Raw genomic sequence first — 25,264 nt, forward strand, 5'->3', positions numbered from 1 at the left:
CGGTCGTCCTTCGAGGTCGCCGGGCGCGCGCTGGCCAACGCGCGCGTCGCGGGGCCGCGCTGGAACGCACGAAATGAACTCCAAGCAGCTCTCCATCGCTGGAATCCTCCTGTTCGTCGGCCTCGGGTTGAGTTTCGCGTCGAAGTGGCTGGCGGAGTACACGGGCCAGCTCTTCATGTTGTTCGGCGTCTCCGCGATGGGGGCGGTGCTGTACGCGAGCTTCTCGGCCAAGGGCGGCGTCCCCCTCGGGGGCCTGCGCGACGCGCTCCGCGCGGCCGCGCGCGGCAAGCGGCCCAAGCTCCCCGAGGGCGCCCCCGCCGACCTCGCCGAGACCTACGAGCAGATCGCCGAGATCGCCGGCCGCCAGGCCGAGCTCGCGGAGGAGCGCCACGCGCTCGCCGAGGAGCGCGACAAGCTCGCCCGCGAGCGGGACGGCCTGAGCCGTGACCGCGACGGCGTCGAGCGGCAGCGCGACGCCCTGGAGAAGGAGCGGGACAACCTGAGCCGCGAGCGCGACGGGCTCCTGAAGGAGCGCGACACGCTCGAGCGGGACTGCGCGGCGCTCACCCGCAAGGTGAACGACCTCGCGCAGCGCGGCCCCGACATCGACGTCGACGCGCTCGTCGACGCCGTGCTCCGCGCCATGACCGGCGAGCGGGTGCGCGTCCCGCCCGGCGCCCCGGCGGAGCTCTCGCGGCTCTACACCGAGCTCACCGGCATCGCGGAGCGGATCTCCCAGGCCGAGCTGCGCGACAAGCAGCGCCGGACGGAGCTCGCCCAGGCCACCATGCTCCTCGACGAGCTCCTGCCCAAGCTGAGCGACGGCGTGAGCAGCGTCATGCACGCGAGCGAGCAGGCGATCGTCTACATCCGCGACATGATCACCGCGCTCGCGAACATCGCGCAGTCGGTCGAGTCGCTCGCGTCGAGCGCCGAGGAGTCGAGCTCGAGCATCCTCGAGATGACGGCCACGAACGAGGAGGTCGCCGAGAACGTCGGCGAGCTCGGGTCGAGCGTGCGCGAGACGGTCTCGTCGATCGAGGAGATGGCCTACTCCATCCGCGAGGTCGCGAAGAACGTCGACGCCCTGGCGCTGACGGCCGAGGAGACGAGCTCCTCGATGAACCAGATGGACGTCTCGATCGACCAGGTCCAGTCGAACGCGAACGAGACGGCGCGGCTCTCCGAGGAGGTGGCGACCGACGCCGAGAAGGGCGCCGAGGCCATCCTGAAGACGATCGGCGAGATCTACCGCATCAAGGAGTCGAGCCAGGAGGCCGTGGCGGTCATCTCGAACCTCGGCTTCCGCATCGAGGCGATCGGGCAGATCCTGGCCGTCATCGACGACGTCGCCGAGCAGACGAACCTGCTCGCGCTGAACGCCGCGATCATCGCCGCCCAGGCGGGCGAGCACGGCAAGGGCTTCGCCGTCGTCGCCGACGAGATCAAGGACCTCGCCGAGCGCGCCGGCGGCAGCACGAAGGAGATCGCGGAGCTCATCAAGACGATCCAGTCCGAGTCGAAGAACGCGATCGCCGCCGTCGAGCGCGGCGCCCACAACGTCGACCGCGGCGTCGAGGTGTCGAACGAGGCCGAGCGCGCCCTGAAGAAGATCCTGGAGAGCTCGCAGAAGTCGACGAACATGGTGCGCGCCATCGCCCGCGCCACGGTCGAGCAGGCCAAGGGGTCGAAGCAGGTCACGGACGCGATCGGTCGCATCGCCGAGACGGTGCAGCAGATCGCCGCCGCCACGGCCGAGCAGGCGCGGGGCTCGGAGCTCATCATGAAGAGCGCGGAGAAGATGCGGACGATCACGCAGCACGTGGAGCGGTCGAGCCAGGAGCAGGCGCGCGGCGGGCGCCAGATCACGAGCGCGATCGAGCAGATCTCGAACATGGTGCACAGCCTCAACGCCTCGCACCGCAGCCAGACGCGCGGCGGCGAGCAGCTCGTCGAGGCGGGCAAGCGCATCGAGGAGGCGGCGCGCCAGCAGGACCAGGCGGTGCGGCAGCTCGTCAGCGCCGCCGAGCGGATGCGTCGCACGGCGGCCATTTGACCGAACGCCGCCCTTCCGCGCAGAGGCAGCAACGATGGCGCTGACGATCGTGGTGCTCGCGCCGGCCGAAGCGGGCAAGGAGGACGGCGGCGAGCTCTCCCTGACGCTGGACGCCCCCCGCATCATCATCGGCCGCGCGGACGGCTGCGAGGTCCGCCTCCCCGACACCAGCGTGAGCCACCGGCACGCGTCGATCCGGCAGCGCGGCGCGACCTACCTGCTCCTCGACGAGGGCAGCGACAACGGCACCTACCTCGGCAAGACGCGCATCGCCCCGCGCACGGCGATGCCGCTGCGCAGCGGCGACCGCATCCGCGTCGGCCGCGTCTGGCTCGCGCTCCGCATCGAGCCGGCGGTCGCCAGGGCCGCCCCCGCCGCCGCCGCCAAGGAGCTCGCCCTCGAGCTCGTCGCGCGCGGCCTGGCCGCGCAGGGCGAGGACCCCGCGCCGCGCGTCGTCGTCGTCGACGGCCCGGACCGCGGCCGCGCGCTGCGCATCGAGGAGTCGGGGCGTCCTTACATCCTCGGTCGCGCCAAGGACACCGACCTTGTCCTCGACGACCCGGACATCTCGCGTCGCCATCTGGCCATTACGCGCAGGGGCGATCAATTCTCAGTTCAGGACCTCGGATCCCGCACTGGGGCTTTGCTGGACGGCGCCCCGGTGCCTCAGTTCGATACCATCTGGCGTCCTGGACAGGTGCTCGCGCTCTCCGGTGATCGCCTGATGTGCGAGCACCCGACCGCGGAGGCGCTCGCGGAGATCGAGCGCAGTCCGTGCGAGCCGCTCCGTCCAGACGCGGTGTTCGAGCCTCCTTCGCCCGAGCCTCCGCCGGCGCCTTCCACACCGACGCCTTCGCCCGCTTCCACGAGCACGTTGTCGCCGCTGTCGCGACCTCCGGTGTCGTCGCGTCAGGTCGCGCCGCAGGGCGGCGGGTGGGGCTTCACGGAGGCGCTCATTGCCTTGCTCGCGCTCGGTGTGCTGGCTCTCAGCATTGCAGGTCTGATGTGGCTGCTTGGACGCGGTTAGCGTCTTGACGTCGCGCGCGCGCAGAGTTCGAAGAGCGCAGGCCCGGAGGGTGCGCATGCGTGCGATCCGAATGAGAGCTGAAGACGAGATCGAGTACACCGAGGCGGAGCTTCAGGCGGAAGGGATCCGGTGCGAGACGTTCGACCCGGGCGCAGCGGCGCCGGCGGTGCAGCGCCTCCAGGCGGAGCGCGGATGGGCGGAGCACGAGGATGTGCGTCGCGACCTCAGCAGGCCTCGAGACGAGGCCGATAGCGCGAGAGACGCCGATGAGCACTGCCACCTCGGCGACGAGGTGCGGTTCTTCCTCGAGGGGCAGGGGCTCTATGACATCCGCTGCCTGAACGAAGAGTGGCTGCGCATCTGGGTCGGCGCGGGCGATCTCGTTGTCGTGCCGGCGAAGCGCTATCACCGCTTCGTGGCGAGCAAGTCCAGCGCGCTCCGCTACGTGCAGCCGTACGGCGGCCGCCACCTGCTCATGCAGCTCTACCGCGTGTCCGACGACCGGACCCGCGCGTTCTGACTCGAGGTCCCCCCATGGATCGTCCTTACCGTCTCGTCACGTCCGCGACCCGGATCCCTGTCCCGGGCGGCAAGCTGATCGAGGAGCTCTTCGGCCGCGTGAACACCGGCACGGACGGGTTCAGCCTCGCGCACATGGTGGCCCCGCCCGGGTGGAGCGAGCCCGCGCAGACGCCCTCGTTCGGCGAGCTGACGCTGATGATCCGCGGCCGCATGCGGGTCGAGATCGCGGGCGAGACGGTCGACCTCTCTGCCGGTCAGGCCATCTGGACGGAGCCCGAGCAGCGCGTCCGCTACAGCAATCCGTTCGACGAGGAGAGCGAGTACTTCGCCCTCTGCATACCGGCGTTCGCGCCGGATCTCGCGCGGCGCGACGCCGGGTGAGCTGCGCGCCGCGCGGGCGCGAGCGAGCGCGGGGGCGCGGCGCGAGCGAGCGGCGGCGCAGCGCGCGCCGATGCAGCGCGCGGCTCACCCGGAGTTCGCGCGGCGCGGCGCGGTGCGCGCGCGAGCGCGGCGCAGATCGTGGATCCGCGGCGCGCGCCGAGCGCGTACTATGTCCCATGCTCTTCGATCCCGCGGAGTTCCGGAAGGTGCTGGGCCAGTTCGCGACCGGGGTCACGCTCGTGACCACGGTGCAGGACGGCGCGCCGCTGGCGATGACGGTGAACTCGTTCAGCGCCGTCTCGCTCGATCCGCCGCTCGTGCTGTTCTGCGCGGACAGGCGGTCGCGCACGAGCGCGGCGATCGAGGCGTCGGGCGTCTTCGCGGTGAACGTCCTGCGGGATCAGCAGCGGGACATCTCGGACCTGTTCGCCGGCAAGGGGACGGACCTCGATCGGCAGGCGATCCTCACCGAGGCGCATGTGGCCGAGTCCGGCAGCCCGATCCTCAAGGACGTGCTGGCCTTCATCGATTGCAAGGTCGAGCACGCGTACGACGGCGGCGATCACATCGTCTATGTCGGCCGCGTGCTCGCGTCGGGCCGGGGCGAGGCGGGCGCGCCGCTCCTGTATTACCGGGGTACGTACCAGGCGCTCGACGACGCCTGGCGCTGGCGCGACCGCTATGCCGCGAAGGAGCAGGCGACCCCGTTTCACGAGCTGGTCGATTTCTTCGATCGCATGCAGGCGGAGGGCCCTTATGCGACGCTCATCGACGAGCTCGTCACCCTCGTCGATCCGGGCGTGGAGGACCGCTGCCTCGATCTCGGCTGCGGCACGGGCCGGCTGACGCGCGAGATGGGGCGCCGGTGCCACGAGGCGGTCGGGATCGACGCGGCGGCGGCGATGGTGGAGCGCGCCGCGCAGCGGGCGAAGGCGCTCGGCTTGGACAACGTGACGTTCCGGGAGGCGCTCGCGACGCGGCTCCCGTTCCCGGACGCCTCGTTCGACGTGGTGACCTCGTCGAACCTGCTGCTGCACGTGCCCGAGCCGGGCGCGGTGCTGGCCGAGGCGGCGCGCGTGCTCCGTCCGGGCGGCCGCCTGGCGATCCTCGAGCCGGCGCCCGTGATGAACCGCATCGCCATGGCCGCCTACCTGCGCGGCCACCGGTACAACCCGCCCACGGCCCACGCGATGCTCGCCTGGGCCGACGCGGCGGAGGTCACCTACCGCCACACCGAGGACCGGCTCACCGCCGATATGGGCGGCGCGGGCTTCCAGGTCGACCGCCGCGAGCGCCGGATGAACGGCCTCGCGCTGCTCTGGGTCGCCCACAGGCCGTGAGCCCGTGCCGGGCGGCGGCTCACGGCCCGTGCCGGGCGGCGGCTCACGGCCGCTCACGCCGCGCCCGCGCCGCGCTCACGCCGCCTGCCGCAGCCCCGCCTCCTCGACCAGCCGGGGCACCCAGTCCTCCGCGCCGATGGAGCGCATGTGGATGCCCGCCAGCCCCGGGATGTCGCGGAGCCCCCGGATGAGCTCCAGCGTGATCCGGTAGCTCTCCCCCTCGGCGTCGCCGCTCTGGCGGACCCGCTCGATCAGGTGATCGGGCACCACGAGCCCCGGCACCTTCTGCAGGAAGCTCAGCCGATCCACGCCGGCGAACGGGAAGATCGCCGCGATGAAGTGCGCGCGCTCGTGGAGCCCGCGCTCGACCACGGCCGCCATCCAGCGGCGCATCGACGCGAGCTCGAACACCGCCTGCACCTGGATGAAGCTCGCGCCCGCGTCGATCTTCGCGATGAGCCGGTCCATGGCCCCGGCGATCGCCTGCTCGCCGCACGGGAAATCGATGGTCCCGACGTGGAAGTAGGGCGCCGGCGACATCACGTCTCCGTTGAACAGCTTCCCCTCGCGCGTCATCCGGCGGGTCAGCTCGATCGCCCTCATGCTGTCGACGTCGCTCACCTCCTTCGCGTCGGGGTCCGAGCCGATAGCGCACGGATAGCCCCCCAGCACGATGATGTTCGACAGCCCGAGCGCCGCCATCCCGAGCAGGTCGCCCTGGAGGGCGATCTTGTTCTTGTGGCGGAGCGAGAACTGGAGCACCGGCTCGAGCCCCTCCTGCTTCACGAGGTGGCCGACTGCCATGTTGGCGCAGCGCGCCTGGGAGAGCAGGTGATCGTTGATCTGCACCACGTCGACGTGGTCCGCCATGTTTCTGGCGTGTTTCAGCAGTTTTTCGAGATCGTGATGACGCGGGGGCGTCAGCTCGGCGGACACGAGGAACCGGCGCTCGCTCAGGAGGCGCTCCATCTTCGATTTCGTCACCATGTGCTGCTCCTTCCATCACTCGCCATCACTCGACGAACCTGACGACCCGGACCTTGACCCCGCTCTGGCCGCGGAACCGCGCCGCCGCGCTCGCGATGCGCGCCGCCTCCGCCCGCGCCAGGCTGCAGGGAAACCCGTATTTCTTGAGGACCCGCTCGCTCGCGATGTCGAGCGCCTTCCGGCAGCGCGACACGAAGTCGTCGATGTCGTAGCTCTCGCCGACCTCGATGTGGTCCTTCACGACGAGCGACGGGGAGTAACAGACCTGCTGCTCGCCGCTCGGCCACTCGACCACGAAGCGCATCTCCGGCATGGGTGTCTCTAGCTCCGGCGGTTTCCCAGGAACTCTCGGTAGACGCCGGCCGCGATGCGGGCCGAGCGCTCCCACGTGTACCTCGCCGCGGTCTCCAGGGCCGCGGCGCGCAGGCGCCGCCTCACGCCTCCGTCCAGGATAGCCTCCATCGCCCGGGCGAGATCGTCTGTCCTCGAGGGGTCGACGAGCAGCGCGCTCTTGCCGTCCTCGAGGAACTCGGTGAACGGAGGTTGCGCAGAGCTGACCACCGGCGCGCCCGACGCCATCGCCTCGAGCAGGACGAGCCCGAACCCCTCGCGGACCGACGGGAACACGAACGCGTCGGCGAGGCGGTAGAGCGCCGGGATCAGCGCGTCCGGGAGCACGCCCGCCAGCACGAGCGGCGGCGGCGGCGCGCGCTCCGGCGGCGGCGGCGCGCGCTCCGGCGATGGCGACGTCGACGCGCCCGCGGGCCACACGCCGTTCTCCCGGGCGATCGCCTCGAACTCGCGCTGGTAGGGCGCGTAGTCGAACAGCGTCTCTCCGCCCGCGATCACGAGCTGGGCTCCGGGCAGCCGCCGCCGCACCTCGAGGAACGCCCTGAGCAGGCCGATCGAGTTCTTGCGCGGCTCGACGCCGCCCACGGTCACGTAGAGCGGCGACCCCGTGGCGCCGAGCCGCGCCCGCAGCGCCGCCTCGTGGCCGTCCGGCGCCGGCCCGTAGCGCCGCAGGCTCACCCCGTTCGGGACGATCGCCGCGTCGACGCCGAGATCGGCCCGGAGCACCCTCCGCCACGCCTCGCTGACGGCGAGGCACGCGTCCGCCTCGCGCACGGAGCGCTCCTGGCAGGCGCGCAGGTACGGGCTGTCGTAGTCGTCGAGGTGGTGGACCGTCCGGAGGAAGTGGGGGATGCGCCCCTCGGCGCGCAGCGCCGCGAGCGCGTTCGCGCTGATGCAGTCCTGGGCGTGCCAGATGTCGTGCCGCGCCCCGAGGCGGCGCAGCCCGATCGTGAGCTCCGCGATGCGCTGCTCCACGACCGCGTCGATCCCCGCCGGCGCGGGGGCGGCGGGCACGAGGACGTGGGGGCAGCGCGGCGCGCGGTAGAAGCCGCCCTGGTCCTTGTTGAGCGCGTAGATGCAGACCTCCACGCCGAGGTCGTGGAGCGCCTCCGCGAGCTCCACCGTGTGCACGACGCCGCCGCGCGGCTTGGTCGAGTAGGTGAGGAGCGCGACAGAGAGCGGCGCGTCATCGGGCGTACGCGCGCCGGCGCTCGTCGCGCTGCCGGGGGCGCCCGTGGCGCCTGGGAAGGCGGCGCGGCTCATCGGGCCCCCTCCGTCGCGAACCCGGTGAGCGGCTCCGCGGCGAGGTCCCAGAGCGTCTCCCGCTCGCCGGCGGCCTCCAGCGTGAGCCGCCGCGAGCCGTCGACCGAGCCGACCGCCGCGCTCGCGATCCCCCGCCGCGCGAACGCCGACAGCACCTCGCCGGCGGCCTCGGGCCGCACGCTGAGCAGGAAGCCGTAGCTCGGGAACGCGAGCAGCCAGCGCGCGATCGACAGATCGCGCACCCCGCTCGGCCTCGGGACGGCCTCGACGTCGAGCACCGCGCCGGCGCCGGACGTCTCCAGGAGCATGAGCAGCGTCCCGACGACGCCGCCCATGCTGATGTCCTTGCCCGCGTCGCACAGGCCCGCCTCGGCGAGGGCGGGCAGGACCTCGAGGTCGCCGCGGAGCCGCGCCGGATCCACGCCGGTCGACGCGTCCCAGAACGGGTGCTCCGCGTGCATCTGGCCGCGCAGGTCGATCGCCGCGACGAGCACGTCGCCCGGGCGCGCCGCGAAGCTCGTGATGAGCCGCCGCGCCCGCCCGGCGATCGCGACGGCGAGGGCGTTGTAGGGGCTGCGCGCGCTCGTATGCCCTCCAACGATCGGCACGCCGTACGCGCGCGACGCCGCGATCATGCCCTCCCAGACGGGCTCCAGCGCGCCGGCCGAGGTCCCCCAGACGACATCGACGACCGCGATGGGCCGGCCGCCCATCGCGTGGATGTCGCTGATGTTGACCATGACGGCGCTGTAGCCCGCGAACCGCGGGTCCCCTTCGAGGAACGCCGGCCAGATCCCCTCGGCGGCGAGGAGCAGGTAGCCGTCCCCGTCCGGGATGGCCGCGCAGTCGTCGCCGAGCGCCACGCGCCGGTCGGCCGCGGCGTCCGCGCCGGCCGCGACGCCCGCGCCGGCCAGGAACCGCGCCGGGATCTGCACGTCCCGCTTCGCGAGGATGCCGAGCGCGCCGCGGAGCTGGGCCGCGAGGCCGGCGAGCATCAGCGGAACCTCTGCCCGGGCGGCGGGCGAGGCTCGTCGCCCGGCGGGTAGCTCTCGAGGTCGGCCTGCATCAGGTGGTGCGGGTGATCGCGGTAGGACCGCTCCTCGAGGGAGCGCCAGTGGATGCCCTCGAAGAACGGGACGTTGGCCACCTGGACGAGCGCGAGGAACCGCTGGCACCCCCAGCCGTGCGCCGTGGTGACCGCCTTGTGGACGAGCCCGCGGCCGACCAGGCCCTGCTTGCGGTGGCCGCGCGCGACGCCGAGCCGGCCGCCGTACCACAGGCCGGGCTCCGCCTCGTAGATGCGCACCGTGCCGACGACCTCCTCGCCCTCGCGCGCCCCGGGCTGCACGGCGACGATGGGGAGCGCGGCGGCGTCCCACTCATCCTCGTCCGTGGCCTTGAACAGCCCTTGCTCGTCGCAGAAGATGGCCTGGCGCAAGCGGAGGTACGCGAGATAGGTCTCCCTGCTCTGCACGAGCTCGAAGCTGTACGGTGGCGTCATCGAAGCTCCCCGAGGTGGATGTCCATGCCGCGCCGGGTCCCGGCGGCGCCGCGGCCTCTCCTGCCGCCTCGAAGCCCGAGAGCCCCGAGCAGGCGCCGCAGCGGGCGCAGCCCGCCTTCACGTCGGTCGAGCGCATCCCCGCCCGCGCGAGCAGCGGGCCGATGCGCGTGTAGATCGCTCGCATGAAGTCCCCCGACGGCGGCGCGCGGTCGGCCGAGGGCGTCCCCGGGATCGGCACGAGCGGGACGACGAACGGATAGACCCCCATCGCGATGAGCCGCTCGCTCGCGTCGACTAGCGATGCCAGCGAGTCGCCGAGCCCCGCGATGAGGTAGGTCGACACCTGGCCGCGCCCGAACACGCGCACGGCCGCCTCGAACGCCTCGAAGTACCGGGCCACGCTCACCTCGGCCTTGCCCGGCATCGCGGCGGCGCGCACCTCGTCCTCGACCGCCTCGAGGTGCATGCCCAGGCTGTCGACGCCGGCCGCGCGCATCCGCTCGAACCAGGCGAGATCGTCGGGCGGCTCGCACTGCGCCTGCACCGGCAGGTCGACGCGCGCCTTGATGCCGCGCGCGCAGTCGGCGAGGTGCGCCGCCCCGCGATCGGCCGATCGCGGCGTGCCGGTGGTCAGCGTCACGTGCCGCACCCCGTCGAGCCGCGCCGCCGCCTCGGCGACCTCGCCGAGCTGCTCCGGCGTCTTCTTCGCGGTGGTGCGCCCCGCCGCGAGCGACTGCCCGATCGCGCAGAAGGCGCAGGCCTTCTCGCGCTCCGCGTACCGGACGCACGTCTGGAGCACCGTCGACGCGAGGACGTCCGCGCCGTGCAGGAGCGCGATCTTGGGGTAGGGGATCCCGTCCCGCGTCGAGAGGGCGTAGAACCGCGGCGCCTTCACGAGGGCGATCGGCGCGAGCTCCTCGCCGTCCCGCGCCACGGTGCCGGCCCCGTCGCGCCCGATCCGCGCCACGAACGGCGACGCCGCGGCCTTGTCGGTGTGGATCGGGATCATCACCGTGGCGCCGCCGAGCGTCGCCGCCACGTGCTGTGTCGGCCCCGCCCCGCCGCGGCGCGAGGTCCACGCCGCGCGGCGGCCCTCGCCGGCCTCCGCGTCCGGCGCGGCGCCCGCGTCCGGGGCGCCCTCGGGGGCTTCAGCCAGCCTCAGGCCGAACGACTGGAGCTCGGTGATCAGCGTCTGGGTATCCATGGTCCACCGCCGCAGGATCGAGGGAAGAGGCCTTGGGGCTGCTCGCGCCGAGCGCGCCGAGCGTGATGGCGCGCGGCGCCGTGTCCATCCAGAGCCGCAGCACGTCGGGCCGGGCGTAGTGCCCGGCGGCGTCCATCATCCGCTTTCGCTTCGTGATCAGGGCGAAGTCGAGATCCGCGACGGCCATCCCCTCGCCGTCGGTCACCGGCGGGCACGCGTGCATGCCCTCCGGCGTCACGATGGCCGTCATGCACCCGCCGCGCAGCACGCCCTGCATCTGCTCGCTCGGCGCGACCTCCCGCACCTGCTCCGGCGTCAGGAAGGCCGTGGCGTTCACCACGAAGCAGCCCGACTCCAGCGCGTGGTGCCGGATCGTCACCTCCATCTGCTCGGCGAAGATCGACCCGACCAGCGAGCCGGGGAACTGGCTGCAATGGATCTGCTCGTGCTGCGCGATGAGCGCGAACCGCGCGAGCGGGTTGTAGTGCTCCCAGCAGGCGAGCGCCCCGATCCTCCCGACCGCGGTGTCCACGGTCCTGAGCCCCGAGCCGTCGCCCTGCCCCCAGATCATCCGCTCGTGGTAGGTCGGCGTGAGCTTGCGCCGATGGAGCGCGAGGGTGCCGTCCTTGTCGAAGACGAGCTGCGCATTGTACAGCGTCCCGTGATCGCGCTCGTTCACGCCGAGCACCACGACCACCCCGTGCGCGCGCGCGGCGGCCGCCACGGCCTGCGTCACCGGGCCGGGGACGGTGACCGCCTCGTCGTAAAGGCGCATGTGCTCCTTGCCCATGGCGGGCGGCGGGAGCACGAAGGAGAAGTACGGGTAATACGGGACGAACGCCTCGGGGAAGACGCAGAGCTCGGCGCCCTCCTTCGCGGCCCTGGCGATCGCGGCGACGACGCGCTCGGTCGTCCCGTCCCTGCTGCCGAGGACGGGACTGGCCTGCACCGCGGCCGCCCTGACTCTGCGCGTCGTGTCCATCGCCGGTGCCCGGTTCAGAGCGTCCAGGAGTGGACCACGAACGCGTTGTCCCGGCGGTGGATGAGCTGGATATCGAGCACGTCGAGCGGGCTGATGGGCTTGATACCGGGGATCAGCGCGTGCTCGCCGTGGCCGTAGAGCGCCTGCAGCGCGAACCGGCACGCGTACACCTTGCCGCCCTCCTCCATGAACCGGCCGATCTGCTGGTTGACCGCGAGGTGCCCGGAGAACGCCTCGCTGCCGAGCTTCGGAAAGCCGCGCTGCAGCCCGAGCGTGACGCCCGGCCCGTAGAGCAGGATCGATGTCTCAAACCCCTTACGCTGGAGGCGGATCGCCGTCAGCACGTTGACGAGGCCGATCGAACCCTCGAAGGCCACCGTGTGAAAGGTGACCAGCGCCTTCTCTCCTGGCTTCGCCTTGACGTCTTCGAAGACCTTCTCCTCGTAATCGACCAGGAAGTCACCAGCGTTGTAGGCGGGATACGTCGGCTTCGGCATTGGCTACCTCTCTCCTAGAATGAATCAGTTGAGACCATAGCGATTTTCTGAGCGCAACAAAAATGCAGGTGCGCTCCTTTTTTTGATCTGGAGTCCGTTGCGGAGAAGGTGCGATTGCGGATCTCGCGCCGACGCGCGCCGCGCGCAGGCCGCGCCGAGGTCGAGCGCCAATCGGCGCGACTCGCGTCGATCGTTTCGAGGTTATGTCCTCGGTCATTCGAGGGTGATTCCTCGATGATTCCGAGATGTTTCGCGCGTCTGGCGAGAGGGAGTGTGGCCCGGGAGGGCGCGCGCTCGGGTGTCCGAGCGGCAACTGCGGGCAAGCGGATCGCGCGCCGGGGCGCGCCGTCGTCGCGGCGACGGCGGTTACCGCTGCTTCTTTCGCACCTTGGTGCTCTTGCCGCCCTTGCTGGCCTTGCCGCCCTTGCTCGCCTTGGCGCCCTTGGCGCCCTTGGCCGTCACGGTGCTCTTGCTGCTCTTGACACGACGTTTGCCCCGTGCGTCCGCCGCGTCGCGCCGCTGCCGGCGCGGCTTGGGCTCATCCGACGCGTCTGAGCCCGCGAGCCGCCGGCCATAGATGGTGCGCCGCAGGATGGCCACGTCCTCGATCTGCACGAGCGTCGTGTCGCCGATCGCGATGCGGTCCCCCGACCGGCGGCCGATGACGCGCAGCCCCTCGTCGTCGATCTCGTACTGATCCGGGCCGAGCGACTCCATGCGGACGAGCACGTCGACGAACGGATCCTCGACGTTGACGTAGACGCCCGTGCCCACGAGGCCCGTCACGGTCCCCTCGAAGATGTCCCCGAGCCGCGAGCGCATGAGGAGCGCGCGGTGCAGATCGACCACCTCGCGCTCCACCTCCATCGCCTTGCGCTCGCGCTCGGACGCCGTGATCGCCGCCTCGCGCAGCCGCTCGATGGCCGCCTCGCTGCGGTCGACGCGCTCGCCGCGCAGCACCGCGCGGATCGCCCGGTGCGCGGTGATGTCCGGGTACCGCCGGATGGGCGAGGTGAAGTGCAGGTACGCGCTCGAGGCGAGGCCGAAGTGGCCCACGTTGGCGACGTCGTACACCGCCTGCTTCATCGCGCGGAGCAGGAGCATGTGCAGCACCTGCTTCTGCGGGTGCGCGTCGAGCTTCTTCAGGAACACCGACAGCTTCTTCGGGTCGGCCGCGTCCTCGGGATCGAACGCGAGCCCGAGCTCTCCGCACATCGTCGCGAAGCGCTCGAGCTTCGCCTGGTCCGGCGGCGCGTGGTACCGGAACACGGTCGGGATGCTCTGGTCGACGACGAACTGCGCGCAGGTCTCGTTCGCGAGGAGCATCAGCTCCTCGATGAGCTGGTAGGCCTTCGCCACGCCCGGGTCGTGGCTGCGCTTCTGCACGTCGACGGGCGCGCCCGTCTCCGGATCGAGCACCACCTTCGCCTCGGGCAGGTCCAGGTCGAGCGCGCCCCGCCGCATCCGCTTGCCGCGGAGCAGCCGCGCGAGATCCCACATCACCTGGAGGTCGTTCCTGTACGCCTCGGCCTCGGGGCTGCGCGGCGGCTCGGCGGTGAAGCCGAGCGCGCGCGCCACGCCGGGGTAGGTGAGCTTCGCCGCCGAGCGGATGTACCCCTCGATGACGCGGGCGCGCCGCACCGTCGCCGCCGCGTCGAGCTCGACCTCCACGCACAGGCAGAGCCGGATCACCCCCGGCAGGAGCGAGCAGAGGTTCGACGACAGCGCCCGCGGCAGCATCGGGATCGCCCTGTCGGGCAGGTAGATCGAGTTGCCGCGCGCGAGCGCCGCCTGGTCGAGCGCGCTGCCCGGCCGCACGTAGTGCGACACGTCGGCGATCGCGATCCAGGCGCGGTACGAGCCGTCGTCCTCGCGGATCACCCAGACCGCGTCGTCGTGGTCGCGCGCGTCCTCCGGATCGATCGTGGGCATGGGCAGGTGGGTGAGGTCGGTGCGCCCCTCGAGCGCCTCGGCCGGCACCTCGCCCCCGAACGCCTCGGCCTCGGCGATCGCCTCCGGCGCGTGCTCCTCCTCGATCCCCTCGCGCATCAGGATCTTGGCGACCTCCACGTTCGGATCGCCGGGCGTGCCGAGCACGGCCTCGAGCACGCCCTCCGGGTTCTCCTCCGGCAAGTCCGGGAAGCGGGAGATCGACACGACCGCCGCGGCGCCGTCCTCGGCGTCGGCCGGCGCGAGCGGCCCGCCCTTCTCGCGCGGCACGATCACGATGGGCCCCCGGACGCGCCCGTCGTCCGGCTCGAGCCACGCGCTCTTGCCGCGGCGCCGCAGCACGCCGGCCACGCGCGCGTGGCGCCGCTTGATGACGCGGACGACCTCCCCCTCCACGCCGCGCCGCGAGCGCGCCGCGATGCGCACCGCGACGGTGTCGCCGTGGAGCGCGCCGCCCATCGCCTCGGGCGAGATGTAGACGTCCTCGGCCGCCCCGCCGAGCGACACGAAGCCGAAGCCGCGCGGGTGCACCGTGAGCGTCCCCTCGCGCTCGGCGCCGCGCGCCTCGACCTGCTGGGCGCTCATGCGGAACCGCTGGCCGGGGAGCGCGACGATGCTGCCCTCCGTCGACAGCTCCTCGAGCAGCCGCTGCAGCTTCGCGTAGCGGCTCGGCTCGAGGCCGAGGCGCTCCGCGATCTCGTTCGCGTGCAGGGCGCGCTTGAAGGAGGACAGCAGGCCGACCACGGCCTCCCGGCGGCGCGCGCCGAGGCTGGTCGTCGGAGAATCTCCGCGAGATGAAGAACGCATGAAACTCGACTAGCACGAGTCTCCTCTCGCTGGCTGTCTCCGCCCGGGTCCGGTATGCCTCGAGCCCACGCCACTCGAGCCGCCACGACCGATGCTGCTGAACTCGATCGCCCTGCTCCTCGCGCTGATCTTCCTCGTCGCCCTCGCCGCGAGGGGCAACCTCTTCGCGGTGCGTCCGTCCAGCGACAGACAGGCTGGGCGAGGAGCATCGGACGCTCCTCGGGCGGGCCCCGAGGCGGCTGCGCCTTCGGCCGGAGACAGGCGGGCCGGGCGCGCCCGGTTCTTCGTCACGCTCTTCCGGCTCGCGCTCTTCGTCGCGATCACCGCGAGCGCGGCGCTCGTGGTCGAGTACCAGAACGCGGGCGACCCGGCGTTCTGCGGCGTCGGCTCGGGCTGCTTCGCCGTCCGGGTGTCGCCGTACAGCCGGCTCTTCGGCGTCCCGCTGCCGAACCTCGGCCTCGCCGCCTACACGACGCTCATCGCCGCGTCGCTGCTCGCGCGCGAGCGCTGGCACCACGTCGCCATCGCGGCCGCCTCGGCGCTCGGCGGCCTCGGCGCCACGGTGCTCCTCGGGCTGCAGGCGTTCGCGATCGGCGCGTTCTGCGCGTGGTGCATCGCGGTCGACCTCGCGGCGCTCACCGCGGCGGTCACGGCGGCCCTCGTCGCGTGGCAGGCGTGGCGCATGCCGCGCGCGGCCTTCGAGCGCGCCGCCCAGGGGGGCCTGCCGACCACGACGGTGTGGGGCGCGGCGTCGGTGGCCGCGATCGGCCTGCCGTTCCTCTGGGGCAGCCACCCGGTGATCCCGCCGCTCCCGCCGGAGATCGCGGCGATGCAGGAGCCGGGCAAGGTCACCATCGTCGCCTTCACCGACTTCGAGTGCCCGTTCTGCCGCAAGCTGCACCCCGAGCTGAGCAAGATCGAGGAGGCCCACGGCGACCGCGTGCGCCACGTGCGCAAGATGATGCCGCTCCCGAGCCACCCCGGCGCGCTCCCCGCGGCGAAGGCCTATGTCTGCACCCCCGAGGACAGGCGCGAGCAGGCCGCGGCGCTGCTCTACAGCGCGCACCCCGGCAGGCTCACCGGAGGGCGCGTCGCGTCGGTCCTCGCGCCGCTCGGGCTCTCGGCCACGGAGCTCGAGGCGTGCCTCGCCGCGCCGTCGACGCAGGCCGCCATCGACGCCGACGTCGCGCTCTATGGGCGGATGGAGGCGCGCGGGCTCCCGTTGACCTACGTCGGGCGGCGGCTCGTGGTCGGGTACAACCCCGAGCGCATCCGCGATGGGCTGCGGCGCGAGGTCGCCGGCGATCCCTTGAGCTTGCCGCTCCCGTGGCTGTTCGTCGCCCTCTTCGGCGTGGCCGCGGCCGCCGTGCTCGTGGGCGGCCGGGATCGCTCGCGCGGCGGCGCCGTGGACGACGGCGGCGGCGCGTCTCCGTCATCCGCCTCGCCGCCCTCGTCGTCCGCGCCGTCCTCGTAGGGGCGGCCGTGAGCCACATCGCGCCCGCCGCTGCCTTTCGCGGCTGGTCAGCGGATGACAGAATAGCTCATGACTGATCATCCCGAGCTAGCTGGCAAGCTCCCCCTGGAGTTCTTCCGCCAGCTTCCCAAGACCGACCTGCACGTCCACCTCGACGGCTCGCTGCGCCTCGAGACGATCATCGAGCTCGCCCGCAGCCACCGCGTCGAGCTCCCGACCTACGAGCCGAGCGAGCTGCGCAAGGTGATGAACCTGGGGCAGAACTGCGGCTCGCTCGTCGAGTACCTCAAGGCGTTCGACATCACGCTGCGCGTCCTGCAGACGGAGGAGGCGCTCTACCGCGTCGCCTACGAGCTCGCGGAGGACGCCGCGCGCGAGAACGTCCGGTACATGGAGGTCCGCTACTCGCCGATGCTGCACACCCGCCTCGGGCTGCGCCTCACGAGCGTCGTCGAGGCGGTGCTCTCGGGGCTCAGGGCGGCGCGCGACGCGCTGGGCATCGAGAGCAACGTCATCGTCTGCGGCATCCGCAACATCTCGCCCGAGTCGTCGCTGGAGATGGCGGAGCTCGCGGTGGCCTACAAGAGCCGCGGCGTCGTCGGGTTCGACCTCGCCGGCGCCGAGTACGACCACCCGGCGAAGCACCACAAGGCTGCCTTCCAGCTCGTGCGGCAGAACAACATCAACTGCACCATCCACGCCGGCGAGGCGTACGGCCCCGAGTCGATCGCCCAGGCGCTCCACGTGTGCGGCGCGCACCGGATCGGCCACGGCTGTCGCCTGCGCGAGGACGGCGGCCTGCTCCACTACATCAACGATCACCGCATCCCGCTCGAGTGCTGCCCGTCATCGAACGTGCAGACCGGCGCCGTGCGCGATCTCGCGTCGCACCCGCTCAAGCTCTACCAGAGCCTCGGCCTGCGGGTGACGGTCAACACCGACAACCGGCTCGTCACCGACACGACGGTGTCGCACGAGCTCTGGCACTGCCACACGAAGATGGGATTCGGCCTGAAGGAGATCAAGTCGACCATCGTGGCCGGCTTCAAGAGCGCCTTCCTGCCGTTCCACATCAAGCAGGCGTACCTCCGCCGCGTGACCGAGGAGCTCGAGCGCTTCTCCGCCGACGGCACGATCCGCCCCGCCCCGCCCCCCGCGGCCCCTGGCCACGAGGTCCTCGAGCTCGCCCCGAGGGACGGGAAGGACGGCAGGACCCCGGCGTCGGTCGAGGAGGCCGCCAACTGACGCGCTGACGCGCTGACGCGCTGGTCGGAGACCAGGCGGCGCTCAGCCGCCCTTCCACTCGGTCCGCTGCACCACGGGGAGCTGCAGCGCGCGCTCCCGGTCCAGATCGAGCGACCCGAGGTGGATGGCGATCGGCGACTGCACCCACTTGAAGATCGATCGCGTGAACAGCGTCGCGAACTTCTCGGCCCAGGACCGCAGCGCGGCGGGATCCTTGTCGGGGAACAGGCTGGGCAGCGCCGCGGCCAGCTCGTCGGCGGCGAGCTTCTCCGCGCCGTAGAGGTAGAGGCACGCGTCGAGGACCTCGAACGGCATGAGCTCGGCCTCGCCCGACTGGTTCTCGGCGAGCTCCGGCCCCGCGGTGGTGGCGAGCGTCTGCTGGATCCCCTTGAACCCGAAGCGCTGCGAGAGGCGCTCGATCAGGGCGATGACCACCGTCTTCGGCAGGTTGGCGATCACGCTGAACGCCCCCTCGAGGTCGCCGCCCACGGTGGTGTAGCCGAGCGCCTTCTCGCTCATGTTCCCGGTCTGCAGGAACAGCGCGCCGCTCGTGTTCGACCAGTTCCACATGCGCCCGCCGCGGATGCGCGCCTGCACGTTCTGCTTCGTGAGCTCGGTGAGCTGCCGGTCCCCGCCCACCATCGCCTGGGCGGCCTCCATCTCCCGCGGGAACGCGTCCTCGATCGGGATCACCGCGAACGACACCCCGAGATCGTCGGCGATCTGGGCCGCCGCCCGGTGCGTCGCGTCGCTGGAGTAGCGCGACGGCATGAAGAACGCGTGGAGCGAGGTCTTCATCCGGTCGCGCAGCGCCTGGCCCTCGAGATCCGGGTAGAGCAGCCGCACCGCGCGCCAGGCCACGAGCAGCGTGAGGAGCGAGTCGCGGCCGCCCGAGAGCGCGAGGCCGATGCTCTTGAACGCGCCGATCTTGCGGTAGTAATCGGCGACGCCGAGCGCGAGCACCTCGTAGAAGTCGTCGAGCAGCTCGTCGCGCGGGGAGATCGCCGGCAGCGCGGCCGACGGCAGGAACGGCGTCGTGCCGGGCGGCGGGGCGGGGTAGGCGAGGCGCGAGCGGTCCGCGGTCTCCCCGTCGACGCGGAGGACCTCCACCATGTGCGGCGAGGCGCGCCGGAACTCCTCGAGGTCGCTGCGCCAGGTGCTCGCCTCGCGTCGGCAGCGCGTCGTCCGGTCGAGGTCGACGACGGCCGCGGAGAACCCCTCGCGGAAGCGCGGCGCCTCCAGCATCGGCCGGCCATTCTGGTTGATGAACCCGCCGCCGTCGAAGACGAGCCCGTCGTTGCCGCCGACGAGGTTCGCGTACGCGATCGTGCACTGGTTGTCCGCCGCGCGGGTCGCGATCATCTCGCGCCGGGTGCCCGTCACCCCCGCGCGGAACGGCGACGCCGAGATGTTGCAGATGATCTCCGCGCCCGCGTAGCAGCGCCGCCGCATCGGGCCGTCGGGCGACCAGATGTCCTCGCACACCTCGACCGCGATCGTCCCGAAGTCGAAGGCGAGGATGCGGTCGCCGCAGATCACGCCGTCGGCGTCGAGCTCCATGAACGGCATGCCGCGCGAGAACGTCCGCGCCTCGTAGAAGATGTTGTACGTCGGCAGCTTCTCCTTGGGGGAGAAGGCGAGCACCCGGCCGGCGTGGACGATCGCGCCGGCGTTGAAGAGGTCGCCCCCCACGCCGACGGTCACGCCGATGACGAACGCGGTGCGGAGCGCCGCCGTCTCCTCGGCGAACCGGCGGAGCTCGCGCTGCTGGCTCGCGACGAACGCCGGCCACTGCACGAGATCCTCGGAGGCGTATCCGCCGATCACCTGCTCCGGGAAGACCGCCAGCGTGACGTCGTCGCGCGCCATGGCGTGGGCGAGCGAGAGGCACCGGTCGGTGTTCGAGCGGACGGCGCCGACGGTCGCGTTGACGTTGGCGATTCCGATCTTGACGAGTCGCATCGCGCAGCAGCCTAGCGCGGCAGCACGGCGCTGAGCAGGCCGAAGAGCTTGTCGAGCTCCCCCGGCGTCACGCGCCGCTTCGCCTTCACCCGGTCCCCCTCGGCGAAGAACCCGATCGGGTCGACCACGCGGACGGTGACGATGGCGATGCGGAACGAGGTCGTGCGCTCGACCTCGTCGTTGAGGAACTCCGCGTCGCGGGCGGCCTGCTCGGGGCTCTCGCTCGGCCCGTCGAGCGCCAGGTGGGCGCCGCCGTCCTTGGCCAGCGTCACGGTGGCCTCGAGCGACCTCAGCGTCGGCGGCACGCGGGGCGCCTCTCGCGGCCCTTTCAGGGTCCGCGCCGGGTCGACAGCCGCGGCGATCGCGGCCTCGTCGCCGGTCGGGTCGGGGAAGCCCCCGGTCCCGACGAAGCGCCGCGCCTCGCGCGCCCTCGAGACCGGCAGCACCACGAGGAAGTTCGGCTCCACGGTCGCCACCACGCGGGTGTGCCCCTTGATGGTCACGCGCACCGCGGGGACGCCGAGCCCCTCCTCCCGGGAGCCCGGCGGCTGGCTGCGCGACAGCAGCGCGTCGAGCCCCGACGCCAGCCGTTCGGGCGGCACGTTGTGCTCCAGGACGATCACCGCCTCGCTGGCCGCGTCCGCGCGCGGCGCGGTGACGAACGCGCGCTCGAGGTCCCGCTCCGGATCGAGCCCCGTGCCGCCGAGCACGGGCCCCCACAGGTCGAGCGCCGCGAGCCGCGCCATGATGGGGTGGCCCCGGGTCCTGTCGGCGTAGACGAGCACCGAGACCTTCCCCCCGGCGATCGACTGCGCGATCGCCGCCGCGTTGCGCGGCTTCGGCGGCGGCGGCATCTCCGCGTCGACCGGCGTCCCCGACGACGCGGAGCCGCACGAGACGACGAGGAGGGCGAGGGCGATGACGAGGAGCCCGAGCGGCGCCCGGCGCATCGCGGCGGAGAGCCCTTGGCGAACGGACTGCATCACCTGGGCGACGTTACCGGCACCCCCTCGATCCGGCTAGCGGGGCAAGCCTGACCGGCGCTCCGGCCACGCGCCGATCCGGCGAGGCGGGGCGCGGGGACGCGGCGATCCGCCGATGCGGCGGTCGCCTCGAGGATGCGAGAAGGTGCGCAGGCTCGCGGACCCCGCGAGCGTCTCGCAGCGGGGCGGCCATCCCTCTTCCTCGCGTCGGGACCTGGAGTAGGATGCGCCCCCGCGGTCACGCCGAGCTCGTGCGCCGCGAGGATCCGTGTCTCGCAACGTTGCGGCCGCGGAGCCCGACCCTGTTGAAGAGGAGTGTCACCCCATGGCGGTCCGTCCTTCCGACCTGCACGCGATCCCCCTGTTCGAGAGAATCACGGAGGACCACCTCGACGAGCTGATGATGGCGTTCCAGCGCCAGGAGGTCCCGTCGGGCCACGTGCTCTTCGAGGCCGGGAGCGCGCCGGCGCACATGCTTCTCCTGGTCCAGGGCGAGGTCGCGCTGCTCGACGCGGGCGAGACGCGCTTCCGGCTGACCCCCATCTCGCCCATCGGCGAGCTCGGCGCGCTGACCGGCCTCCGGCGGACGACGACCGCGGTGACGACGCAGCCCTCGGAGATCTGGCGCATCGGCGTCGCCGAGCTCCAGGACTTCTTCGAGGAGCACGGCGACGTCGCCTACCCCTTCTACAACAACCTGCTCAACGTCGTGGCCGGCAAGATCCGGCGCGACGCGCGGCGGATCGAGGAGGTGCGCGCGAACCTCATCCGCACGCAGAAGGCGATGAAGCGGCTGCTCGAGCTCGTGCTCGACAGCGAGGAGACGCCGCTGAGCAAGGTCATCTGCGCGACGCTCGAGGATCTCATCGAGAAGAACCGGCGCTCCCACTACATGGTCGAGCCGGCCCACACGCTGAAGAGCTCCGTCCGCCTGGACAGCGGCGCCCTCGTCCCGGTCGTCGAGCTCTCCGACGGCTGGATGCGCCTCGCCGGTCTGCGCGACGCGGCGAAGGGCGCGCACTGGAGCGGCGTTCTCGTCCTGCCCGCGCGCGAGATCCCGGTGAGCGGGACGATCGACGCGGTCGACGACCACGGCGCGCTGGTGAAGCTCGACCTCTTGATCGACGAGTACGCCGCCGCGCTCCAGGACTACCTGACGCGCCTCCAGATGCTGGATTTCGTGGTGTGATCGGCGGCGCGCGCGAGGAGCGCGCCGCCCGCCGCGCGGCCTCGCGGCGCCCGGCTCCCTCTTCGCGCCGCGCTCAGACCGTTGCCAGGGTCGTGCCCGGTGATCTACGGTTCCAGCAGCTCCCTGACATCGCAACGCTGAGCCGAAGTGGCGGAATGGCAGACGCGGCGGATTCAAAATCCGCTGTCCGCAAGGGCTTGTGGGTTCGAGTCCCACCTTCGGTACTGATACGGATCCCTGGATGAGGCGCCCGAGCGCCCGCTTCGACCTCTGTTCTCCCGGTCGTCGCTATCGCCGAAAGCGCTTGTAGATCCCGGATTTCCGTGCCGCGTGACGGCGCGCGCGCTGGCGGGCAGACGTCCTGGTCGCAGGACGGCGCGGCGGGGCGCGGCCGTCCGTGACGCTGGGCGAGCGTGGACGGCGCGCTCCGTCAGAACAAGGCGCCGTCGGGCTGCTACGCTCGGCTCGCATGGCGCGTCGGACCGGAGGCATGGAGCGGCTGGGCGCGTTGATCCAGCGGGGGTCCTCGCTGGCCGCGCCGGCGGAGGTCGACACCGCGCCGATGCCGTTCCGCGACTGGGAGGCGGCCGTGGGGTCGCGGATCGCGGCGCGCGCCCGCCCGCTCAAGCTGGAGCGCGGGGTGCTGCACGTGCGCGCGGCGAGCTCGACCTGGGCGCAGGAGCTCTCGATGCTCGGCGACGCGATCACGACGCAGCTCCGTGCGCGCGGCCTCCCGGTGCAGTCGCTCCGTTTCCGCGTGGGCAAGGTGGATCCGGTCGCGCGTCCACCCTGGCGCGAGGAGGTCCGCCCGGCGCCGAAGGAGGCGCCGCTCCCGGTCGAGGTGCGGCGCGAGCTCGGCAAGGTCCCCGATCCCGAGCTGCGCGACGCGATCGCGAAGGCGGCCGCGAGGAACCTCGGCTGGCAAGAGGCGGAGGCGCGCGCGCGCCCTCGCAACGCGCCGCCGCCGGTCCCCCCGGCGGCCCCGCCGCAGCCGTCTCGCGCGACGCCGCCGCCGGTTCCCTCGGGTACGCCCGCCTCGCGCGCGGCGTCTCGCGCGGCGCCGCCGCAGGTCCCCTCGGGTACGCCGGCCTCGCGCGCCACCTCGCGCGCGGCGCCGGCGCCGCCGCCGCGCGCGCCCACTCGGCCCGCCGCGCCTGCTCGCGCGGCGCCGGCCGACGACGAGGCGGCGCCCGCTACTTCGCCGCGACGAGCCGCTCGAGACCCTCAATCCGCTGCATCAAGAACCGCTCGGTCGGACCGAACGAAGGCGCCATCCGGCGAAGGTCGTCGAGGTAGATCCTGAGCGGCTGGATGTCGAGCGACTTGACCCGCCGGACCACGGTGTAGAGCTCATCGACCACGGGCCCGGGCAGCGGGCGGCGCGCGATCGTGAAGAGCTCGAACGCGTAGTTCACCCAGCTCCCCTTGGTCGTCGCGCCGGCGAGGCGGGCCGCGTAGCGCGCGGCGAGCTCCGCGGCCGGCATCTCCAGCGGCACGTTCGTCCGCGCGCGGCTGAGGATGTCGATCAGCACCGTCTGCAGGATGCGCTCGGCCTCCTCGCTCCGGCCCATCGCGAGCGCCTTGTCGGCGAGGCTCGCGAGCAGGCGCAGCGACTGGAAGCCCTTCGAGCCGCCGTCGCCCGTCGGGCTCGTGAGCTCCGTCGGGTCGTCCGACATCTTGCGCATCTCGGTCAGCGCCATCGCGCCGAGCGTCGCCGTCGCGCGCCGGAACTCGACCCCGTAGGCGTCGTGCGGCCGCGACTCCTCGCCGCCGTAGAGCAGCATCTCCTGGCTGCCGATGATGATGCGGTCGCCGTCGACCAGCTCGCGCTGGCCGGAGATGCGCGTGCCGTTGACGTACACGCCGTTCCTGCTCTCGAGGTCGATCGCCGCGACGCCGTCGCTCCGCACCTGCAGCGTCGCGTGGCGACGCGACACCAGCGGGTCGTCGAGCGAGAGCTGGCAGTCGCCGCTCCGGCCAATCACGAAGGGCCCTTCGGGGAGCTCGAAATCGTGCGCCAAGTACCGGAGGCGGAAAGGCATGGTCTATTTCAGTGCGCCGAGGCGCTCGAGCCCTTCGATACGCTGGAGGATGAACCGCTCCGCCGGGGTACGTTCTCCTGCACGCTCGCGGAGCCGCTTCGCATAGCCACGGAGAATGGACATGTCGACGGCCTTCACCTTGCGGAGGACACTATACAGCTCATCGACGAGGTAGGCGGGAAGGAGGAGCTCGAGCCGCGTATTCAGCTCGAAAATGTAGTTGATCCAGGACCCCCGGCCGGTGGCCCCGGCCAGTCGGGCCGCGTACGCGCTGGCCTTCTCGACCAGCTCGGGCTGCACGGCGCCGACGCCCCCCTCCCGCGCCTTGGTCAGGATGTCGTTGAGCGAACGCTGGAGGATGCGCTCCGCCTCGTCGACGCGCCCCAGGGCGAGCGCCTTGTCGGCGACGCTGCCGATCAGGCTGAGCGCGTGCACCCGCTTGTCGGGGTGCTGCGGGATGAGCCCGGGGAGCGACCGCCGCGAGGCGATGGCCGTCGCGCCGTCGTCCTCGCCCGAGGACATCTCGCTCATGTCGACCGTGCGCGCGTTCTGCTGCCGCGTCCACAGCGGCGCGCTGCGCGGCGAGTGCGTCGAGCTCGGCTCGATCGCCCCGAGCAGGAACATCTCCTGCCCCCCGATCGCGATCTTGTCGCCGTCGGACAGGAGCTGGCGCCCCGTGATCCGGTTCCCGTTGATGAGCACGCCGTTGCGGCTGCCGAGATCTTCGATCGCCACGCCGCCTTCACCGACGGTCAGCAGCGCGTGCTTGCGCGACACCAGCGGGTCGTCGAGCGATAGCTGGCAGTCGGCGCTCCGTCCGATGAAGAACTCGCCGAGCGGCACCTCGAGATCGTGGGCGAGGTAGCGCAATCGGATGCCCATGATCGAGCCATACCAACAGCCCAACAGGCCGTCAAAAGTCAGCTTCCGGGCCGCGTGGTATTGGTTTGCAAGCCCACAAGAACGGTCGTGGAGCGCGGGCGGAGACGTCCGCTGCCATCTTACAGTGTCACACCGCGACAGACGGCGCGCGGCCGGCCAGGGCGGAGGCTCAGGGGTGGCGGGAGAGGACCCGGAGCAGCGCGAGGATGAGCCGCGGGTGCGCGACGAGGCCGTAGATCTTGAGCTCCCCGCTGGCCACGAGGCGCGCGAGCTCGCGCAGCGGCTCGCTCTGCCGGCGGTGCAGCACGCCCAGCTTGGGGAGGCTCACCCAGCGGTGGAACGCGATGTCGGGGAGCCTTCGGAGCGCCGCCTCGTCCCCGCAGAACGTGACGGACGGGATGCCGATCGCGCCGTCGTGGATGGTGAGGCGCCCGTGATCGAAGCGCATCGTCATCGACGTGCCGCTGTCCTGCGCGACGACGAGCACGGAGCCGCGCAGCGCCCGGAAGTCGGACGCGCGCCGCGCGTCGCCCGCGAGGTGCTCGCGGATCAGGCCGCCGAACTGGGCGGCGAGCGGGTTCTCCTCAGCGCCTGGGGCGAGATCGATGATGGGCTCCAT

Annotated in this window: 23 protein-coding genes and 1 tRNA gene; 10 read left to right on the forward strand and 14 right to left on the reverse strand. The window is 72.2% G+C overall.

Annotated features, from left to right (window positions below):
- The first annotated feature begins 73 nt into the window (after positions 1-73).
- The 5 genes from WME76_RS43010 (at position 74) to WME76_RS43030 (ending at position 5,326) form a co-directional block, all read left to right on the forward strand.
- Positions 74-2,056, forward strand: coding sequence for a methyl-accepting chemotaxis protein (locus WME76_RS43010; RefSeq protein ID WP_437957957.1), 1,983 nt, complete (start codon positions 74-76; stop codon positions 2,054-2,056).
- A gap of 34 nt (positions 2,057-2,090) precedes the next feature.
- Positions 2,091-3,083: an FHA domain-containing protein gene (locus WME76_RS43015; protein ID WP_437957958.1), complete on the forward strand. Its 993-nt coding sequence runs from the start codon at positions 2,091-2,093 to the stop codon at positions 3,081-3,083.
- 70 nt (positions 3,084-3,153) lie between these two features.
- Positions 3,154-3,603, forward strand: coding sequence for a 1,2-dihydroxy-3-keto-5-methylthiopentene dioxygenase (locus WME76_RS43020; protein ID WP_437957959.1), 450 nt, complete (start codon positions 3,154-3,156; stop codon positions 3,601-3,603).
- Positions 3,604-3,617: 14 nt separating this feature from the next.
- Positions 3,618-3,986 (forward strand): cupin domain-containing protein, encoded by a 369-nt coding sequence (locus tag WME76_RS43025; protein ID WP_061605529.1) that lies wholly within the window; start codon positions 3,618-3,620, stop codon positions 3,984-3,986.
- 176 nt (positions 3,987-4,162) lie between these two features.
- On the forward strand, positions 4,163-5,326 hold the full coding sequence (locus tag WME76_RS43030; protein ID WP_437957960.1) for a flavin reductase: 1,164 nt from the start codon (positions 4,163-4,165) through the stop codon (positions 5,324-5,326).
- A gap of 75 nt (positions 5,327-5,401) precedes the next feature.
- Here WME76_RS43030 and WME76_RS43035 read toward each other — a convergent pair whose 3' ends face one another.
- The 9 genes from WME76_RS43035 to rnr all read right to left on the reverse strand — a co-directional run bounded on the left by WME76_RS43035 (position 5,402) and on the right by rnr (position 14,868).
- Positions 5,402-6,313, reverse strand: a complete 912-nt coding sequence (locus WME76_RS43035) for a methylenetetrahydrofolate reductase (protein ID WP_437957961.1) — start codon at positions 6,311-6,313, stop codon at positions 5,402-5,404.
- A 25-nt stretch (positions 6,314-6,338) separates the two neighbouring features.
- Positions 6,339-6,626, reverse strand: a complete 288-nt coding sequence (locus WME76_RS43040; RefSeq protein ID WP_061615634.1) for an MSMEG_0570 family nitrogen starvation response protein — start codon at positions 6,624-6,626, stop codon at positions 6,339-6,341.
- 8 nt (positions 6,627-6,634) lie between these two features.
- The gene (locus WME76_RS43045) at positions 6,635-7,927 is read right to left on the reverse strand and encodes an MSMEG_0565 family glycosyltransferase (protein ID WP_437957962.1); all 1,293 of its coding nucleotides are present in this window, start codon (positions 7,925-7,927) and stop codon (positions 6,635-6,637) included.
- A complete protein-coding gene (locus WME76_RS43050) occupies positions 7,924-8,922 on the reverse strand; it encodes a sll0787 family AIR synthase-like protein (RefSeq protein WP_437957963.1) in 999 nt (332 codons plus the stop codon). Before WME76_RS43050 ends, WME76_RS43045 begins: the two co-directional genes overlap by 4 nt.
- Entirely contained in the window at positions 8,922-9,365 is a 444-nt protein-coding gene (locus tag WME76_RS43055) for an MSMEG_0567/Sll0786 family nitrogen starvation N-acetyltransferase (RefSeq protein WP_437957964.1), read from the reverse strand. Before WME76_RS43055 ends, WME76_RS43050 begins: the two co-directional genes overlap by 1 nt.
- Positions 9,307-10,632, reverse strand: coding sequence for an MSMEG_0568 family radical SAM protein (locus tag WME76_RS43060; protein WP_437957965.1), 1,326 nt, complete (start codon positions 10,630-10,632; stop codon positions 9,307-9,309). The genes WME76_RS43055 and WME76_RS43060 overlap by 59 nt, the downstream gene beginning before the upstream one ends.
- Positions 10,577-11,614, reverse strand: coding sequence for a Nit6803 family nitrilase (locus WME76_RS43065; RefSeq protein ID WP_437957966.1), 1,038 nt, complete (start codon positions 11,612-11,614; stop codon positions 10,577-10,579). The genes WME76_RS43060 and WME76_RS43065 overlap by 56 nt, the downstream gene beginning before the upstream one ends.
- A 14-nt stretch (positions 11,615-11,628) precedes the next feature.
- Positions 11,629-12,111: an MSMEG_0572/Sll0783 family nitrogen starvation response protein gene (locus tag WME76_RS43070; protein ID WP_437599621.1), complete on the reverse strand. Its 483-nt coding sequence runs from the start codon at positions 12,109-12,111 to the stop codon at positions 11,629-11,631.
- A 366-nt stretch (positions 12,112-12,477) separates the two neighbouring features.
- Positions 12,478-14,868 carry a ribonuclease R gene (gene rnr / locus WME76_RS43075; RefSeq protein ID WP_437957967.1) on the reverse strand — a complete coding sequence of 797 codons (2,391 nt, stop codon included), beginning with the start codon at positions 14,866-14,868 and terminating at the stop codon, positions 12,478-12,480.
- A 91-nt stretch (positions 14,869-14,959) separates the two neighbouring features.
- Between rnr and WME76_RS43080 the strand changes: the two genes are divergently transcribed.
- Both WME76_RS43080 and add read left to right on the forward strand, forming a co-directional pair.
- Entirely contained in the window at positions 14,960-16,342 is a 1,383-nt protein-coding gene (locus WME76_RS43080) for a vitamin K epoxide reductase family protein (RefSeq protein ID WP_437957968.1), read from the forward strand.
- 69 nt (positions 16,343-16,411) lie between these two features.
- Complete coding sequence (gene add, locus WME76_RS43085) at positions 16,412-17,587, forward strand: adenosine deaminase (RefSeq protein ID WP_437957969.1); 1,176 nt, start codon at positions 16,412-16,414, stop codon at positions 17,585-17,587.
- Positions 17,588-17,629: 42 nt separating this feature from the next.
- Here add and nadE read toward each other — a convergent pair whose 3' ends face one another.
- On the reverse strand, positions 17,630-19,549 hold the full coding sequence (gene nadE / locus WME76_RS43090) for an NAD(+) synthase (RefSeq protein ID WP_437957970.1): 1,920 nt from the start codon (positions 19,547-19,549) through the stop codon (positions 17,630-17,632).
- An 11-nt stretch (positions 19,550-19,560) separates the two neighbouring features.
- A complete protein-coding gene (locus WME76_RS43095; RefSeq protein WP_437957971.1) occupies positions 19,561-20,532 on the reverse strand; it encodes a hypothetical protein in 972 nt (323 codons plus the stop codon).
- A 325-nt stretch (positions 20,533-20,857) separates the two neighbouring features.
- Here WME76_RS43095 and WME76_RS43100 point away from each other — a divergent pair, with 325 nt between their 5' ends.
- The 3 genes from WME76_RS43100 (at position 20,858) to WME76_RS43110 (ending at position 23,024) form a co-directional block, all read left to right on the forward strand.
- Positions 20,858-21,721 carry a Crp/Fnr family transcriptional regulator gene (locus tag WME76_RS43100; RefSeq protein ID WP_437287934.1) on the forward strand — a complete coding sequence of 288 codons (864 nt, stop codon included), beginning with the start codon at positions 20,858-20,860 and terminating at the stop codon, positions 21,719-21,721.
- Between the two features lie 141 nt (positions 21,722-21,862).
- Positions 21,863-21,945: transfer RNA gene (locus WME76_RS43105), tRNA-Leu, on the forward strand.
- 245 nt (positions 21,946-22,190) lie between these two features.
- A complete protein-coding gene (locus WME76_RS43110; RefSeq protein WP_437957972.1) occupies positions 22,191-23,024 on the forward strand; it encodes a DUF721 domain-containing protein in 834 nt (277 codons plus the stop codon).
- Here the strand turns inward: WME76_RS43110 and WME76_RS43115 are convergent.
- The 3 genes from WME76_RS43115 to WME76_RS43125 all read right to left on the reverse strand — a co-directional run bounded on the left by WME76_RS43115 (position 22,915) and on the right by WME76_RS43125 (position 25,264).
- Positions 22,915-23,763, reverse strand: a complete 849-nt coding sequence (locus tag WME76_RS43115) for an FHA domain-containing protein (RefSeq protein ID WP_437957973.1) — start codon at positions 23,761-23,763, stop codon at positions 22,915-22,917. The genes WME76_RS43110 and WME76_RS43115 overlap by 110 nt on opposite strands.
- A 3-nt stretch (positions 23,764-23,766) precedes the next feature.
- Positions 23,767-24,645, reverse strand: coding sequence for an FHA domain-containing protein (locus WME76_RS43120; RefSeq protein WP_437287936.1), 879 nt, complete (start codon positions 24,643-24,645; stop codon positions 23,767-23,769).
- A 169-nt stretch (positions 24,646-24,814) separates the two neighbouring features.
- Entirely contained in the window at positions 24,815-25,264 is a 450-nt protein-coding gene (locus tag WME76_RS43125; RefSeq protein ID WP_061615894.1) for a hypothetical protein, read from the reverse strand.

It is taken from the genome of Sorangium sp. So ce119 (assembly GCF_051524405.1).
Taxonomy (GTDB): Bacteria; Myxococcota_A; Polyangia; order Polyangiales; family Polyangiaceae; genus Sorangium; species Sorangium cellulosum_G.